Annotated in this window: 16 protein-coding genes; 5 read left to right on the forward strand and 11 right to left on the reverse strand. The window is 73.4% G+C overall.

All coding sequences use genetic code 11. The features are described 5' to 3' along the window. The first annotated feature begins 146 nt into the window (after positions 1-146). On the forward strand, positions 147-353 hold the full coding sequence (locus tag ACXJY8_RS07330; RefSeq protein ID WP_463778107.1) for a hypothetical protein: 207 nt from the start codon (positions 147-149) through the stop codon (positions 351-353). A gap of 22 nt (positions 354-375) precedes the next feature. Next, entirely contained in the window at positions 376-660 is a 285-nt protein-coding gene (locus ACXJY8_RS07335) for a hypothetical protein (RefSeq protein WP_463778109.1), read from the forward strand. A 42-nt stretch (positions 661-702) separates the two neighbouring features. Here ACXJY8_RS07335 and ACXJY8_RS07340 read toward each other — a convergent pair whose 3' ends face one another. From ACXJY8_RS07340 to ACXJY8_RS07370, 7 genes are all read right to left on the reverse strand, one after another. Beyond that, on the reverse strand, positions 703-1731 hold the full coding sequence (locus ACXJY8_RS07340; protein WP_463778112.1) for a P1 family peptidase: 1029 nt from the start codon (positions 1729-1731) through the stop codon (positions 703-705). A 71-nt stretch (positions 1732-1802) separates the two neighbouring features. Next, complete coding sequence (rarD, locus tag ACXJY8_RS07345; protein WP_463778114.1) at positions 1803-2660, reverse strand: EamA family transporter RarD; 858 nt, start codon at positions 2658-2660, stop codon at positions 1803-1805. Between the two features lie 171 nt (positions 2661-2831). Next, positions 2832-3293 carry a hypothetical protein gene (locus ACXJY8_RS07350; RefSeq protein WP_463778116.1) on the reverse strand — a complete coding sequence of 154 codons (462 nt, stop codon included), beginning with the start codon at positions 3291-3293 and terminating at the stop codon, positions 2832-2834. A 111-nt stretch (positions 3294-3404) separates the two neighbouring features. Continuing rightward, positions 3405-4133: an amino acid ABC transporter ATP-binding protein gene (locus tag ACXJY8_RS07355; RefSeq protein WP_463778119.1), complete on the reverse strand. Its 729-nt coding sequence runs from the start codon at positions 4131-4133 to the stop codon at positions 3405-3407. Further along, positions 4130-5281: an amino acid ABC transporter permease gene (locus tag ACXJY8_RS07360; RefSeq protein WP_463778122.1), complete on the reverse strand. Its 1152-nt coding sequence runs from the start codon at positions 5279-5281 to the stop codon at positions 4130-4132. The genes ACXJY8_RS07355 and ACXJY8_RS07360 overlap by 4 nt, the downstream gene beginning before the upstream one ends. Positions 5282-5294: 13 nt before the next feature. After that, positions 5295-6443, reverse strand: a complete 1149-nt coding sequence (locus ACXJY8_RS07365; protein WP_463778126.1) for an amino acid ABC transporter permease — start codon at positions 6441-6443, stop codon at positions 5295-5297. A 306-nt stretch (positions 6444-6749) separates the two neighbouring features. Continuing rightward, positions 6750-7781, reverse strand: coding sequence for an amino acid ABC transporter substrate-binding protein (locus tag ACXJY8_RS07370; RefSeq protein WP_463778129.1), 1032 nt, complete (start codon positions 7779-7781; stop codon positions 6750-6752). 423 nt (positions 7782-8204) lie between these two features. Here ACXJY8_RS07370 and ACXJY8_RS07375 point away from each other — a divergent pair, with 423 nt between their 5' ends. From ACXJY8_RS07375 to metC, 3 genes are all read left to right on the forward strand, one after another. Further along, on the forward strand, positions 8205-9155 hold the full coding sequence (locus ACXJY8_RS07375) for an IS110 family RNA-guided transposase (RefSeq protein WP_463778131.1): 951 nt from the start codon (positions 8205-8207) through the stop codon (positions 9153-9155). Between the two features lie 249 nt (positions 9156-9404). Next, positions 9405-9692 carry a GIY-YIG nuclease family protein gene (locus tag ACXJY8_RS07380; protein ID WP_463780463.1) on the forward strand — a complete coding sequence of 96 codons (288 nt, stop codon included), beginning with the start codon at positions 9405-9407 and terminating at the stop codon, positions 9690-9692. Between the two features lie 465 nt (positions 9693-10157). Next, positions 10158-11345 (forward strand): cystathionine beta-lyase, encoded by a 1188-nt coding sequence (gene metC, locus ACXJY8_RS07385; protein WP_463778134.1) that lies wholly within the window; start codon positions 10158-10160, stop codon positions 11343-11345. 688 nt (positions 11346-12033) lie between these two features. Here metC and ACXJY8_RS07390 read toward each other — a convergent pair. Genes ACXJY8_RS07390 through ACXJY8_RS07405 form a run of 4 tightly spaced genes read right to left on the reverse strand, consistent with a single transcriptional unit; the run spans position 12034 to position 15454 of the window. Then, positions 12034-12627 (reverse strand): pyridoxamine 5'-phosphate oxidase family protein, encoded by a 594-nt coding sequence (locus ACXJY8_RS07390; RefSeq protein ID WP_463778138.1) that lies wholly within the window; start codon positions 12625-12627, stop codon positions 12034-12036. Further along, entirely contained in the window at positions 12624-12965 is a 342-nt protein-coding gene (locus ACXJY8_RS07395; RefSeq protein WP_463778142.1) for a lipid-A-disaccharide synthase N-terminal domain-containing protein, read from the reverse strand. Before ACXJY8_RS07395 ends, ACXJY8_RS07390 begins: the two co-directional genes overlap by 4 nt. Before the next feature lie 3 nt (positions 12966-12968). After that, positions 12969-13694: a glycosyltransferase gene (locus ACXJY8_RS07400; protein ID WP_463778146.1), complete on the reverse strand. Its 726-nt coding sequence runs from the start codon at positions 13692-13694 to the stop codon at positions 12969-12971. A 20-nt stretch (positions 13695-13714) separates the two neighbouring features. After that, a complete protein-coding gene (locus ACXJY8_RS07405; protein WP_463778150.1) occupies positions 13715-15454 on the reverse strand; it encodes an ArnT family glycosyltransferase in 1740 nt (579 codons plus the stop codon). Positions 15455-15461: the final 7 nt, after the last annotated feature.

Genomic DNA, 15461 nt, shown 5'->3' on the forward strand with positions numbered 1-15461 from the left:
TCCGACCTATCGGCACGATGCTGCTCCCGCCTTCCCGGAACGGACACGGAACTCCGCCCGGTGCGGCGGCCGGATCGGCACTAAGCTGCACACGAATCCGGGACCCGCCCTTGCCGCACGGCCGGCCCGACCCAGGTAATCCGTCCATGAACCCGATCCTCGTCGTCGCCCTCGTCTGCGCCTCCACCGTCCAGGCCCCGGATTGCTCCCGCGAGACGGCCCTCGACATCATCACCGGCCCGGCCCACACCCTGCAGGAATGCCTGGTGCAGGGGCCGGTCCTGGCCGCCAATGCCGGGCACGGCAGCGAGCCGGGTACCTACGTGAAGACGCGCTGCGAACCGCGGCGCTGAACCGGCCGGAACGGAGCCACCGATGGACGATGTCAGCCCCGAACGCGCGGTGATGATCCGCCTGCGCGCCCGCCTCGCCGTGGTGGAGCGGGCCGCCTGGTTCGGCCTCGTCCAGGCCATGCGCACGCAGCCGGCCGAGACCGAGGCCTATCTGGCGGCCGAGCGGGCCAAATGCGCCGAGGGCTTCGGCCAGCGCGGCTGGGCCGCCGACCTGACGGAGGCCGAGCGCCGCCTGCTCGGGGCCGAGGTCGATGCGGGCCTCGCCGGCCTGATCGCGGATGCCAAGGCCGAACTCGGCCAGAGCTGAGCCGGCGATTCCCGAGCGGAAACGCGGAAACGCGGCCGAGTCTCATCCCCCGAACCGGTCCGCCCAGGCCGGCGGCCCGGCCCATCCGGGCGGCACCGTCGCGCGATGCACGCCGATCGCCACCGCGCGGGCGAGGGTCCGCGCCGCCGCGTCGCCGATCCGGGCGAGGTCGAGGACGGGGTCGGCCAGAGGCACCCGGCCGGTGGCCACGGCGAAGACGACGTCGCCGTCCAGCGGCGTGTGCACGGGATGGATCGCCCGGGCGAGGCCGTCCTGGGCCATCACGGCGAGGCGGCGCGCCTGCGCCTTGGTGAGGACGGCGTCGGTGGCCACCACCGCCAGGGTGGTGCTGGCCCCGGGCAGCCCCTTGCGCGGCCAGTCGAAGGCGTCGGCCGGCATCGCGGCGGGACACCCGAGGCCGCCGAACTCGTCGCCGATCTCGTAGGGGCCGGCCCAGAAATGCGGCCCCGCCCCCACCGTCACCCGGCCGAAGGCGTTCACCGCCACCAGGGCGCCGACCCGCAGGCCCAAGCCCACGAGGCCCGAGCCCGCGCCATCCCGCAAACCGTCCACCACCGCCGAGGCCGAGCCGAGCCCGCCCTTCAGGTTGGCGGTGGCCGTCCCGGTGCCGGCCCCGACGGAGCCGAGGGCGACATCGCGCGTCGCCGCCAGGGCCGCCGCGTAGCCGAGGTCGCGATAGGGCGAGAACCGGCCCCAGGCCTTGTCGCCGCCGTTGAGGAGATCGAACAGGATCGCGGCCGGCACGATCGGGACCCGGGCCGGGCCGACGGGAAAGCCGCGCCCGGTCTCGGCGAGATGGGCGGCGACGCCGGCGGCGGCGTCGAGGCCGAAGGCCGAGCCGCCGGAGAGCACCAGGGCGTCGATGCGCTCCACGGTGCGCTCGGGGTCGAGGAGGTCGGTCTCGCGGGTGCCGGGCCCGCCGCCGCGCACGTCGATGCCGGCCACCACGGGGTCGTCGAACAGCAGCGCGGTGACGCCGCTGGCGAGGCGCGGATCGCTGGCGTGGCCGACCCGGAGGCCGGCGATGTCGGTGATGCGGTTGGTCAGCATGGTCGCTTCTCCCGGTCGGTCCAGGATCGCACGCGGCGAGGGGTTCGGGCGAGAGGTTCGGGCGAGGGCCCTCAGCCCGCCCGCGCCTGCCGGGCGGCGCGGGTGGCGTCGACGGCGTAGATCGCCAGCGCCAGCCAGATCAGCCCGAACAGCACCGCGCGGTGGGGCTCCAGCCGCTCGCCGTAGACGAGGGTGCTCAGGGCCAGGAGGCAGGAGGGCGCGAGGTACTGCATCAGCCCCAGCGTCGCCAGGGTGAGCCGCTCGGCGGCGGCCGCGAACCAGATCAGCGGCAGCGCCGTGGTGGCCCCGGTGAGCAGGATCAGGCCGGCCCGCACGGGGTCGCCCTGGATCACCGGCGGCGCGAAGGCCGCGAGGTAGACCAGCGCCACCGGCAGGAGCACCAGCGTCTCGGCGGCGAAGCCCACCATGGCGTCGACGCCGACGACCTTGCGGGCGAGCCCGTAGAGCGAGAAGCTGCCGGCCAGCGCGAGCGAGACCCAGGGCAGGCTCCCCGCCAGGGCGACGGCCAAGAGCACGGCGCCGGCGGCCAGCGCCACCGCCGCGGCCTGGACCGGGCGCAGGCGCTCGCCCAGCACCACGGCGCCCAAAGCCACGCTCATCAGCGGGTTGATGAAGTAGCCCAGACTCGCGTCGAGCATGTGCCCGGACTGCACGGCCTGCAGGTAGAGGAGCCAGTTCACCCCGATCAGGCCGGCCGACAGGACGAGGAGCCCGTGCCGGCGCACCAGGGGGAAGGGGTTCCGGATCCGGCGGCGCAGGGCCACGAGCAGGCCGGCGACGAGCAGGCTCGACCAGACGATGCGGTGGGCGAGGATGCTCGGGGCCGGCACGGCGTCGAGCAGGCGAAAATGCACCGGGACCACGAGTCCCCAGCTCAGATAGGCGCCGAGCGCATAGATCAGACCCAAAGGCCGCCTCCCCTTGCCGACCCCTTGGTCGGCTCGGCCGGCTCTTGGCCAGCCCTTGGCCGGCCCTGTGGCCGGCCGCGGCCCGCGGGGGACCGGGCGCGGCTTATAGCAGGCCCTCAGAAGCGCGCCCGTGCGGGATGGCGCATGGCGCGTGCGGCGCCCGGGGCGCGCTCAGCGCGTGCGGGCGAGGGTGACGGCGGGGTCGCCGCGCATCAGGGCGTTCAGGCGCTCGGTGTCGAAGCCCTCGGCGGCCTTCCGGGCCGGCTTCGGGGCCGGCGCGGCGGCGACCTTGGCCACGGGCTTGGCCGGGGCCCGGCCCGCCGCCTCGCGGGCGGGGGTCTCGCGGGTCGACGTCTCGCGGGCGGTGGAGGCCTTGGGCACGGGCGGACGGGTCACGGTCTGGCGGGCGACCGCGTCGCGCCCGAGGATGTCGCTGATCGAGGGGCCGGCCTCGGCCGGGAGCGAGCCCGTCACGGTGGGCTCGGGCGGGCGGGCCCGGGCGAGGGCGGCCACCGGCGCGGAGGCGGCGGCCCGGGGCGCCGGATGGTCGAGCCGGTCGACGCAGGCGAAGGCGATGGCCAGGGCGCTGCCGCCGAAGACGCTGCCGACGACGATGTTCCGCAGGATACGCAAGGGACGGGCTTCCCGGATACGCGAGTACCGGGATGGATTTAGCGCATCGACGTTAACGAACCGGAGCCCGCCCGGGCGCGCGGCGTCCTGTGCCGGCACACCTTTCCCCGCTCACAGGAGGCGCGCGAGGAACGCCCGGGTGCGGGGATGCTCGGGGCGGTCGAAGAAGGCCTCGGGCGGGGCGTCCTCGACGATCTGGCCCTCGTCCATGAACACCACCCGGTCGGCCACCCGCCGGGCGAAGCCCATCTCGTGGGTGACGCAGAGCATGGTCATGCCGCGGGCCGCCAGATCGCTCATGGTGTCGAGCACCTCCTGCACCATCTCGGGGTCGAGGGCCGAGGTCGGCTCGTCGAACAGCATCACGGCCGGGTCGAGGCAGAGGGCGCGGGCGATGGCGACCCGCTGCTGCTGGCCGCCGGAGAGCTGGCCCGGATAGCGGTCCGCCAGCTCCGCGATGGCGAGGCGCCCGAGCTCATCCCGCGCCCGCGCCTCGGCGGCCCGGCGCCCGGTCCCGCGCCCGTGGATCGGCGCCAGGGTGCAGTTCTCCAGCACGGTGAGGTGGGAAAACAGGTTGAAGTGCTGGAACACCATGCCGACGGAGCGGCGCAGAGCCGGGATGCGGGCGGGGGTGAGGTCCTGGCCCTCGACCCGGATCGTGCCGCCCTGATAGGGCTCGAGGCCGTTGACGCAGCGGATCAGGGTCGACTTGCCCGAGCCCGAGGGGCCGCAGATCACGATGGTCTCGGACTTCGCGACCGTGAGCGAGACGTCGCGCAGGACGTGGGCGGTCCCGAACCACTTGTTCACGGCGCGGAACTCGACGGCGGGCGCGCTCATGCCCGGCCCCGCTCGCCGGCGGCGAGGCGCCGCTCGACGAAGGCGGCGTAGCGCGCCATCGAGAAGCAGACCGCGAGGTAGAACAGGGCCGCGAAGGCGTAGGCCGTGGCGGGGATCGTCGGCGCCGACCAGCGCGGATCGGCGCGGGCGGCCTCCAGCACCCGGATGAAGTCGGCGATGCCCACGATGGAGACGAGCGTCGTGTCCTTGAACAGGCCGATCAGGGTGTTGACGATGCCGGGCACCACCACCTTGAGGGCCTGGGGCAGGACGACGAGGCGCAGGGCCTGCCATCGGGTCAGCCCCAGCGCCAGGGCCGCCCGCCCCTGCCCCTCCGGGATCGCCTGCAGGCCGCCGCGCACCACCTCGGCCATGTAGGCGGAGGCGAACAGCGCGATGCCGACCAGCGGGCGCACCAGCCGGTCCACGGTGAGGTCGCCGGGCAGGAACAGCGGCAGCATCACGTTGGCCATGAACAGCACTGTGATCAGCGGCACCCCGCGCCAGAACTCGATGAAGCCGATGCAGGCATAGCGCAGGACCGGCAGCTCCGAGCGCCGCCCGAGCGCCAGCAGGATGCCCAGCGGCAGGGCCGCGACGATGCCCACCAGCGAGACCACCAGGGTGACCAGGATGCCGCCCCACAGGCTGGTGGCCACGGGGGCGAGGCCGAGGACCGGGATCCCCGGGAACAGGCCGCCCGAGAGCAGTCCGCAGGACAGGAGCGGGCCGACGCCGAAGACGAAGACCGCCCCGAGGCCGCGCCGCGGCGCGTCGAGCCACAGCATCCAGGCCGTGCCCAGGGCCACGAGGCCGAAGAACAGGTTCGGGCGCCAGCGCTCGGGCGCCGGGTAGGAGCCGTAGACGAGGTAGTTGATCTTGGCCCCGATGAAGGCCCAGCAGGCCCCCACCGGGTGCCCGGCGACTTCGGGGCGGCAGGCCTCGCCCGACTCCCCGTGCCAGACCGCGTCGACGACGAGGAAGCGGACGACCGGGGGCAGCAGCAGCGCCAGCCCGGCCAGGATCACCAGGGTGGTCAGGGTGTTGCCGGGCCCCGAGAACAGGTTGTCCCGGAGCCAGCCGACGGGGCCGCCGGTCCGGCGCGGGGGCGGGGCCGGGGGCAGGAGGGTCTCGCGGATCACGGTCATCGCGTCGCCTGCCTCATCGGGATCCGGGGGCCGCGCGGCGGTTATAGGCGTTCATCAGCGCGGCGAGGCCGAGGCTCAGGGTGAGGTAGACCGCCATGGTGATCGCCACGACCTCCACGGCCTGGTTGGTCTGGTTGAGCACCGTGCCCATGAAGACGTGGACGAGGTCGGGATAGCCGATCAGCACCGCCAGGGACGAGTTCTTCGTGACGTTGAGGTACTGGCTGGTCAGCGGCGGCACGATCACCCGCATCGCCTGCGGGATCGTCACGAGCCGCAGCGTCTTGGCCCGGCTCAGACCCAGGGCGGCGGCCGCCTCCCCCTGGCCCCGGTCCACGCTGTTGAGGCCCGCGCGCACGATCTCGGCGATGAAGGCCGCCGTGTAGGTGGAGAGCCCGAGGAGCAGGGCGGCGAATTCCGGCAGCACCCCGAGCCCGCCCTCGGGGCCGAAGGGGCCGGGCGCCGGCCAGGCGATCCCGACGGGGTGCCCCGCCAGGGCGAGCCCGATCCAGGCCAGGGCCGGCAGGCCGAGCACGAGGGCGAGGGCCGGCCCCGCGACCGGGCCGGGTTCGGCCCCGGCCTCGACGCGCCGGGCCGCGCGGCGGCCCCAGGCGATCGCCGCACCGATCCCCGCCGCGAAGGCCAGGGGCACGAGCCAGGCGAATCCGAAAAACTCGGGGCGCGGCAGGACCAGCCCGCGCTGGCTGAGATAGGCCCCGCCCCAGGCGGCCGGACGCTGCGCCTCGGGCAGCGCCACCCGCACGGCCACGTACCAGACCAGGAGCTGGAGCAGCAGCGGCAGGTTGCGCAGGGTCTCGACATAGGTGGCCGCCAGCGTCCGGGCGAGCCAGTTCGGCGAGAGCCGGGCGATGCCGACGGAAAACCCGATCAGCGTGGCCAGCCCGATGGCGAGGCCCGAGACCAGGAGCGTGTTGAGGAGGCCGACGCAAAACGCGTCGAGATAGGTCGAGGTGGCGGCCGCGTAGGGGATCAGCCGCTGGCTGATGTCGAACCCGGCGGCCCGCGCGAGGAAGCCGAACCCGGCGGTGATGCCCTGGCGCGCGAGTTTTTCGGACGCGTTGGTGACGGCGAGATAGGCGAGCGCCGCGAGCGCCAGCGCGACGAGGGCCTGGAGCGCGAGGGCGCGGGGGGATCTAGGCATGCGCCGACCGACTGGGCACAAGATCCGCCCTCTGCGGGCAGGGCGATGACCTCTGACAGCACCCCGTCAGTCCGGGGCGCCGCAGGCGAGCCCGGACCCGAAGGGGCGCGCCGGAGGCGTGCAATCCAGAGCCGCCGACAGCGTAAAACCTTGCGCCACCTGTGTTTCTGGATCCCGGGCTCCGCTGCGCGGCCCCGGGATGACGGGGTGCAACGCGCGGGTTTCCGATGCGCAGATCGACCTCTCCGATCGCTCTCCACACAAGCGGGAGGGTCCGCCCGGACGCGCGTTCCATCGTACCGGCCCTCACCGGATCGGCGGCCCGTATTGCAGGCCCCCGTTCGTCCAGAGGGCGTTCAGCCCGCGCGGGATCTTCAGGGGCGTGCCGTCGCCGAGGTTGCGGGCGAAGACGTCGCCGTAGGTGCCGACGTGGTGGACGATCCGGTAGGCCCAGTCGACGGTCAGCCCGAGGCCCTGGCCGTACTTGCCCTCCAGCCCGAGGATGCGCTTCACGTCCGGGCTCAGGGTCTCGCGCCGGAGCCGGTCCACGTTCTCCTGCGTGAGGCCCGCCTCCTCCGCGTCGATCATGGCGTAGTGGGTCCAGGCGACGAGGTCGCGCCAGGCGTCGTCGCCCTGGCGCACGCCGGGCGCGAAGGGCTCCTTCGAGATCGCCTCGTCGAGAATCACGTGCTCCTCCGGGTGGGCGGTCTTCAGGCGCTCGCCGTAGAGGGAGGACTTGTCCGTCGAGTAGGCGTCGCAGCGGCCGGATTCGTAGGCGCCCAGCGTCTGCTCGCTGTTGGCGAAGGTGACGACCTGGTAGCTCAGGCCCCGGGTGCGGAACCAGTCGGCGGTGTTGAGCTCCGTGGTGGTGCCCTGCTGCAGGCAGATCGTGGCCCGGTCGAGCTGCTTGACCTGGCTGATGTTCAGGGATTTCCGGACCAGGAATCCCTGTCCGTCGAAGAAGGTGATCACCGGAAAGTTCATCGCGGCGGTGTCGCGCGACAGGGTCCAGGTGGTGTTGCGCGCGAGCACGTCGATCTCACCCGACTGCAGGGCGGTGAAGCGCGCGGCCGAGGATTGCGGGATGAAGCGCACCTTGTCGGGATCGTCGAAGATCGCGGCGGCGAGCGCCCGGCAGAAATCCACGTCGAGGCCGTGCCAGCGCCCCTGCCCGTCCGGCATGCTGAAGCCCGCCACCCCGCCGCTGACCCCGCAGACGAGGTGCCCGCGCGCCTTGACCTGGGCGAGGGTGTCGCCCTGCGCGAGCGCCGCAGTCTGGGTCAAAGCCGGAGACGCGGCGAGCAGGGCGGCGAGGAGCGGGATCGACAGGGATCGCATGCGCGCATTGCAGGGCATCGGCGGCCGTGGTCAAGCCGGGAACCCCGGCCAGCCGCCCCAACCCCGCCAGTCCGGGGCGCCGCAGGCGAGCCCGGAATCCGGACGCACGACGCCGGATTGTCAGCCTGGAGACGACGAAGGGCCTGGGCCGACTCGTAGCGAGGGAGTGGGCAAGATGCTCCGATCGTGCCGCGGCGTCAGCGCGTTTTCCGCGGTCGTCGCGGCTCTGGATCCCTGTATCTTGATCCGGCTGCTGTAGAGTGGCGCGAGCAGGCGCAGTCCGTTGGATCCCCGATCCCGGCAAGATCGTAGCCCCGGCACGGGCGCGCCTGCTCGATAGCCTTTTCGATCGAACAGTCGCTTGGGCACCGGCCAAGCCTTCCCACGGTCTGGCGCCGGCAGCCCGGATACAGGACCGGTCCCATGGCAGCTCTTCTGGCCGCCGGCATCGATGCCGGCCAACGCTTCCTCGATCTCGGCCTCGCCCCCACCGGGGAGACCCGGCGTTACAAGAACGAACCGGGCGACATCGCCCGGCTGGTGACGCACCTGACCCGGACGGGCGTCGTGCGGGTCGTGCTGGAGGCCGTGGGCTCCGTCGCCCAGCCCCTGGTCAGCGCCCTGGTGGAGGCCGGTCTCAGCGTCGGGGTGGTCAATCCGCGTCGGATCAAGGCGTTTCGCGAGGCCGAAGGCGGGCGGGCCAAGACCGACCGGCTGGACGCGCAGCTCATCGCCCGCTTTGCTCTGCTGATGTCCGACGCCGTCCGTCCCCTGCCCGATGCCGCCGCCCGCGCGCTCAAGGCCCTCTCCACCCGCCGCCAGCAGCTCGTCACCATGCGGGCCATGGAGAAGACCCGGCTCAAGCAGGCCCACGAACCCGCCGTCGTCCAGAGCCACCGGGCCACCATCGCCGCCCTCGACGCGGCCTGCGCCGCCGTCGAGGCCGAACTGGCCGCCCGCATCGCCGCCGATGCCGAGCGCGCCCAGGCCCAGCGCCTCCTCGTCACCCTGCCGGGCATCGGCCCGCGCGTCGCCGGGGTCCTGATCTGCGACCTGCCCGAACTGGGACACCGCGACCGCAAGAGCATCGCCAGCCTGGCCGGGCTCGCGCCTCACGTGAGCCAGTCCGGCAACGCACCGCCCCGGGCCATGATCGGCGGCGGACGCCCCTGCGTGCGCACCGCTCTCTACATGAGCGCCCTCGTGGCCGTGCGCCACGACCGCACCCTCAAGGACGCCTATCTCGGCCTGCGGGCCCAGGGAAAACCCGCCAAGGTCGCCCTCGTCGCCATCGCACGCCGCATCCTCGTCACTGCCAACGCCGTCCTCAAGACCAAAACCCCCTACGGCCCGCCAAAAACCCTTGACCCGTAAGACAGTCGCCGGGTTCGCCTGCGGCGCCCCGGAATGACCGGGTTGGCGATGGAATCGACGGGGATGCTTCGACAGCCTTTCAGACCCCTGCGGCCGGCGCAGGCCCAAACCGGCCATCCGCCCCAACCCCGTCATTCCGGGGCGCCGCAGGCGAGCCCGGAATCCAGACCCACGACGAACGTGGAAAGATCGCTGACGCAGCCGTCGGATCGTCGCATGATCGTGTGCCCCGACCCTGCGACGAAAACCATGCCCTTCGCCGTCTACATGCTCGCGAGCCGGCGACACGGTACGCTGTATATCGGCGTGACGAACGACCTGGCGCGCCGTGTCCATGAGCACAAGGCGAAGCGAACGGCCGGCTTCACGGCGCGTTACGCGGTCGACCGCCTGGTCTGGTACGAATTCTATGATCGACCCATCGAGGCGATTCAGCGCGAGAAGGCGCTCAAGACGTGGCGCCGCGATTGGAAGATCAGGCTGATCGAGGACTTCAACCCGGACTGGTCCGACCTGACGGGGAGTCTCGCCCTCTGACGCTTCCTCCCAGAGGCTGCGAGCGATGGCCCGGCCGCGCGGCTCTGGATTCCGGGTCCGCCTGCGGCGGCCCGGAATGACCGGGTTGGCGATGGGATCGACGCGGATGTGTCGACAGCCATCCAAACCTCTCCGGCCGGCGCAGGCCCAAACCGGCCATCCGCCCCAACCCCGTCATTCCGGGGCGCCGCAGGCGAGCCCGGAATCCAGAACCGCGCGGCCGGGCCACCAGTCGTGCCGCCGACGCGTCGTGGAGGAGGAAAGAGGCGACGATCCCGCGGCGTCAGCGCGTTTTCCGCGGTCGTCGCGGCTCTGGATTCCGGGTCCGCCTGCGGCGGCCCGGAATGACGGGGTGGGGTTCGACGGCCGCACGGGGCACCGCCCCCGGCTTGACGCCAACGCGCGGGCCGGGCTTCGGTCGCGGCAGGCTCATCCCTTTGCCTTGCCCCTCGCCCACCGGTGCCGATGTCGAACACCCCTCCCCGCGATCCCGCCCGCTTCGGGGCGAGCACCCGCCTCGTCCATGCGGGGCGCGATCCCTCCGCCCAGCACGGCTTCGTCAACACCCCGATCTATCGCGGCTCGACGGTGCTGTTCCCAACCTACGACGATCTCCAGCACCGGCGCGGGCGCTTCGATTACGGCACCTCGGGCACGCCGACGACGGAATCCCTCACGAGCGCCTGGAGCGCGCTCGCGGGCGCCGCCGGCACCGTGCTGACGCCGTCGGGCCTCGCCGCCCTGACGGTGGCGCTGATGGCGGTGGTCTCGGCCGGCGACCACCTGCTGGTCAGCGATTCCGCCTACCGCCCCACCCGCATCTTCTGCGACGGCGTCCTGAAGCGCTTCGGGGTGGAGGTCGAGTACTACGATCCCCTGATCGGCGCCGGCATCGGCGCCCTGATGCGCGACACCACGAAGGCGGTCCTCGTGGAAGCGCCGGGCTCGCAGAGCTTCGAGATGCAGGACATCCCGGCCATCGCCGCGATCGTCCACGCCCGGGGCGCGGCCGTGATCATGGACAACACCTGGGCGACGCCGCTGCTGTTCCCGCCCCATGCGCGCGGCGTCGACATCGCGGTCGAGGCCGGGACCAAGTACCTCTCCGGCGGCTCGGACCTGCTCCTCGGCCTGACCTCGGCCAACGCGGCGTACTGGCCGGCCCTGCACCGGACCTTCGAGCACTTCGCCATGTGCCCCGGCCCGGAGGACGTGTTCCTGGCCCTGCGGGGCCTGCGCACCATGGCGCTGCGCCTGCGCGAGCACGGGGCGCAGGGGCTCGCCATGGCGCGCTGGCTCCAGGCCCGGCCGGAGGTGGCCCGCGTGCTCCATCCGGCCCTGCCCGACGATCCCGGCCACGCGATCTGGAAGCGCGACTTCTCCGGCGCCTCGGGCCTGTTCGGCGTCATCCTGAAGCCCGCCTCGGAGCGGGCCGTGGCGGCGATGCTCGACGGGCTCGAACTGTTCGGGATGGGCTTCTCCTGGGGCGGCTTCGAGAGCCTCGTCATCCCGTTCGACTGCACGAAGTACCGCACCGCCACCCGGTGGGCGCCCGAGGGCCCGGCCCTGCGTTTCCACATCGGCCTGGAGGATGTCGCGGATCTGCAGGCGGATCTCGACGCGGGTTTCGCGCGGTTGCGCGCGGCGCTGTGAGCGGGTGCCGGGAGGATGCCCTCCCGGCGCCCCCCGGGCCGCAGCGCGCCCGTCCGGTCGGGCGGCGGCTTTGCGCCGAAAAACATTGACAATATTCCTATCGTGTGGTTCAGTGCGGGCACTCGCCTCCCACACGGGAGGCCCCCCGGCGGACCGGGCCGGGGGGCTCGGGGGGAGGAGACGGCGCCCCGCGTCGATGGCCCGGTTTCGCCATCGCCCCGGGCCGCATCGGCGACGCAAGGCGTCCCGGACGGGAAGGCCGCAGGGCTGGAAGGCCGCACGGCTGGACGGCCGCAGGGCTGCACCCGGTCCCCTGGGACGCACCGAGAGATCGGACGGTCCGCCCACTACGAGGCGGGCTCGGGGCCTCGTGCCCTGATCAGACGGCCGCCGGACGTCGCCGCCCGCAGGGGCGCCGGATTCCGGAGGGGGGCTGCCATTAGCCGGGTCGCCGGTGCCGAGAAGACGTCGTGACGAAAAGGCCCGGCCCCGACAGGGGCCGGGCCGAGGGACGCCGGGAGACCGGCATATTCATCCCAAAAACGTGGTCTCGCGGCGTCCCGCGTCTCCCGTTTCGGGTGCGTCTCTGGGGCCATCCCCCGCGCCGGCACCGGCGGCGGGGCCGCGCCCGCATGGCCTCAACGATCATGGCCCGCTCGATCATGGCCCGCTCGGCGGCGGCGTGCCCTCAGGGCGCCAGCCAAGCTCCGCGCCAGCCGTCGGCCCGGTCCCAGGCGGCCCGGCGGTGGCCGCGCCGGTCGAGGTAGAGGAATTCGAGGCGGGCGAGCGTCACCACCACGGCGCAGAAATTCGGCCGGCCGAGGGTCAGGGCCGCCTCGGGGTCCGGCAGGGTGTAGGCCCCGCCCGCGGGCAGGCGGGCGCCGGGGGCGGGGTCGGCGCCGTAGCAGACGCGGCTCATCGCCATCGACCCGGCCCAGGCCGCCTCCGCCAGGGCGTCGTCGGTGTGGAGCGTCGCGGGGCCCGACGCCCGGATCTGGATCTTCGATCCTGAATCGTAGCCGTGCAGGGCCGCCTGCCCGGAGGCGGCGATCTCGGCCGCCTTGTCCGAGCGCCGGTCGCAGTGGAAGCGCAGGGCGCCGGCGGCCGGGTCGGCGTGCCGCAGCACCACGGTGCGCACCTGCGGGTGGCCCCGGGCGTCGACGGTGGCGAGCGCGGGCATGTGGAAGGCGTTGCGGCGCAAAGCGGGCCCCTCCGCCAGCAGGCGCCAGACCTCGGCGAGGGCCGCGGCGAGGTCGTCGTGGAAGGGCGGCAGCGGCGTCATCGCGCCGGGGCGGTCGCCCGGGCGGCGCGCCGCTCGCGCAGGATCAGGACGACGTTGCGCAGGTAGATGAAGGTCGAGAGGGCCTGCCCGAAGATGATCACCGGCTCGCGCCGCACGAGGCCGTAGACCAGGGTCATCAGGCCGCCCGCGATGGAGAGGAACCAGAAGGCCAGCGGCATCACGCTCTTGCCGGCCCGCTCGGAGGCGAGCCACTGCACCACGAAGCGGGCGCCGAACACCGCCTGGGCCAGGATGCCGAAGACCAGCCAGGCATCGAAGCGGGTGACGAAGACGTCGTAGACGTAGCCGCGCACGTCCTCGGCGAGCTGGATCAGCATGGCTCAGGCTCCCGTCACGTCCGTGACCCGCGGCGTCACCCGCTTGCGCCGGATCAGCCACCACACGCCGGCGAGATCCAGGAGCCCGACCCAGAGCCGGTCGAACAGGCCGTATTTCGAGGTGCCGGTGAAGCGCGGCCGGTCGATCACGTCGCGGTGGACCACGCCGAAACCCTCGCGGGCGACCAGCGCCGGCATGAAGCGGTGCTGCCCGTCGAAGAACGGCAGGGTGTGGTAGACCTCGCGGCGCACGAGCTTGTAGCCGCAGCCGGTGTCGCGGGTGGCGTCCTTCAGGATGCGCACCCGGACCCCGTTGGCGATGCGCGACTGCAGGCTCTTCAGCCGCCCGTCCTTGCGCCCGACGCGCTGGCCTTGCGCGAGGCCGACGCCCGCGCCGCCCGCCTCGATGGCCTGGAGCAGGGGCGCCAGGAAGGCCGGGTCGTTCTGGCCGTCGCCGTCCATCAGGGCGCAGACCGGCCCCCGGGCCACCGCGATGCCGCTGCGGATGCCGGCGGCCTTGCCGGCGGTGCGGTCGTGGGCGAGCACCCGCAGCCAGGGCCGGCCGGCCTGCGCCGCCCGCAGGGCCTCGGCGGTGCCGTCCGTGGAGCCGTCGTCGACATAGACCACCTCGAAGGGCGCGAGCGGCGCGCAGGCGGTCTCGAGTTCGGCGACGAGGCTCGCGATGTTGCCGGCCTCGTTCTTCACCGGGATGATCACGGAGAGGCGCATGGGGTTCGATCCGAGGAGGGTCAGGGCATCGCCGCGTAGGCCGAGAGGTCGACCCGGCGTCCGCCGTTGATGTTGAAGCCCGAGACGGTCCCGACCCGGTTCGGCGCCAGCCCGGCCGCCCCGGCGGCGGCCTCGAACGCCGCCGCGAACCGGCCTTCCACGTAGACGAGGCGGCAGGCTCCACCCTCGGCGGAACCCTGGCCCTTCAGGAAGTCGACGGCCTCGGCGCCGGTGCCGAGCATGGCGAGATCGGTGCCGATCAGGAAGACGAAGCTCGGCTCGCGGTAGCCGAGGCTGGCGACGCGCGGATGCGGACAGGGCAGAGCATCGCGGATCGCCGCGAGGCGGGGCGAGACCTTGAGGGCGGCCATCACCGGCTGGGTCAGGCCGAAGACCGCCGGCGAGAGCAGCATCGACGCCAGGATGCCGAGGGCCAGCGCCCGCTCGGGCAGGCCCCGGGCGAAGGCGCGCCAGGCCAGGGCCGCCACGGCGCTGGCAGCCAGCAGCAGGGGCAGCCCGGCCCAGGGCAGGGTCCGGTCGTAGGCGAAGGCGAAGGCCGAGAGGCCGAGGGTGAGGCCGACCGGGATCAGCACCACGAGCCCGGCGGTGAGGCGCGCGCCCCGGCGCTCGGGGTGCAGGGCACCGGCGGCGAGCGCCCGCACGGTGAGGATGGCGATGGCCGGCATCAGCGGCAGCACGTAGTGGGGCAGCTTGGTCGGCACGATCTCGAACAGGATCCAGGTCGGCACGATCCAGGCGAGGAGGAAGGCGATGGCCGGCTCGCGCCGGTAGCCCCAGGCGAAGGGCGCGGCGAGCGCCGCGAAGGCGGCGCCGGGCCAGAAGGTGCCGAAGAAGGCCACCAGATAGGCGCCGGGCGGGGCGAAGTGCTTCTCCGAGCCGCCCTGGACCTTGCTCAGCATGTCGTGGCCCACCGCCTCGCCGTAGAAGGCGCCGCCGCTCTTCCAGGTGATGGCCGCGAACCAGGGCGCCACGATCAGCAGGGTGAGCGGCAGGCCGAGGCCGGGCCGCAGGGCGCCGAGCCAGCGGCCGGAGCGCGACCGCAGCGCGAGGACCAGGGCCGGCAGGCCGCAGAACAGCGGCACCATCGGGCCCTTGATCAGGATGCCGAGGGCGAGGCCGAGCCAGAAGGCCAGCACCGTGGCGGTGTCGAGGCGCCCGGGACCGGCGTCGCGCCGGAGCCAGGCCCGGGCGAGGCCGCCGAAGGTCGCCACCGCGCAGGCGCAGAGCAGCGCGTCGGTCTTGGCCAGGCGCGCCTCGGCCGAGAGCACGACGCAGGCCCCGAACAGGGCGGCGGCGAGGACGGCCCCCCGCCGGGGCAGGAAGACCAGGGCCGACCAGTAGGTCAGGAGCACCGCCCCGATGGCGCCCAGCAGGGAGGGGATGCGGTAGAGGCCGATGGTGGTGCGGGCGTTCGGCACGCCGAGGGCCTCGGTGGCGCCGACCACGGCGGCCTGGGCCCAGTAGATGCCCACGGGTTTCTTGTGCCGGGCCTCTCCTTGAAAGCGGATGTCGACGAGGTCGCCGGTCTCCAGCATCTGCTTGGAGGCCTGGGCGAAGCGCGGCTCGTCCCGGTCCATCGGCTGCAGCGACCCGAGCCCGGGCAGGAAGCAGACGAGGCAGAGGGCCACCAGGAGGGCACAGGCCCAGGCATGGCTCCGGGTCGCGACGGACAGGAGGCTGTCCGGGAACGCGAAGGCGTCCCCGCGGGCCGGGCGGGGCACGGTGGCGCGGTCGGTCATGCGGGCG

It is taken from the genome of Methylobacterium sp. TK31 (assembly GCF_055361545.1).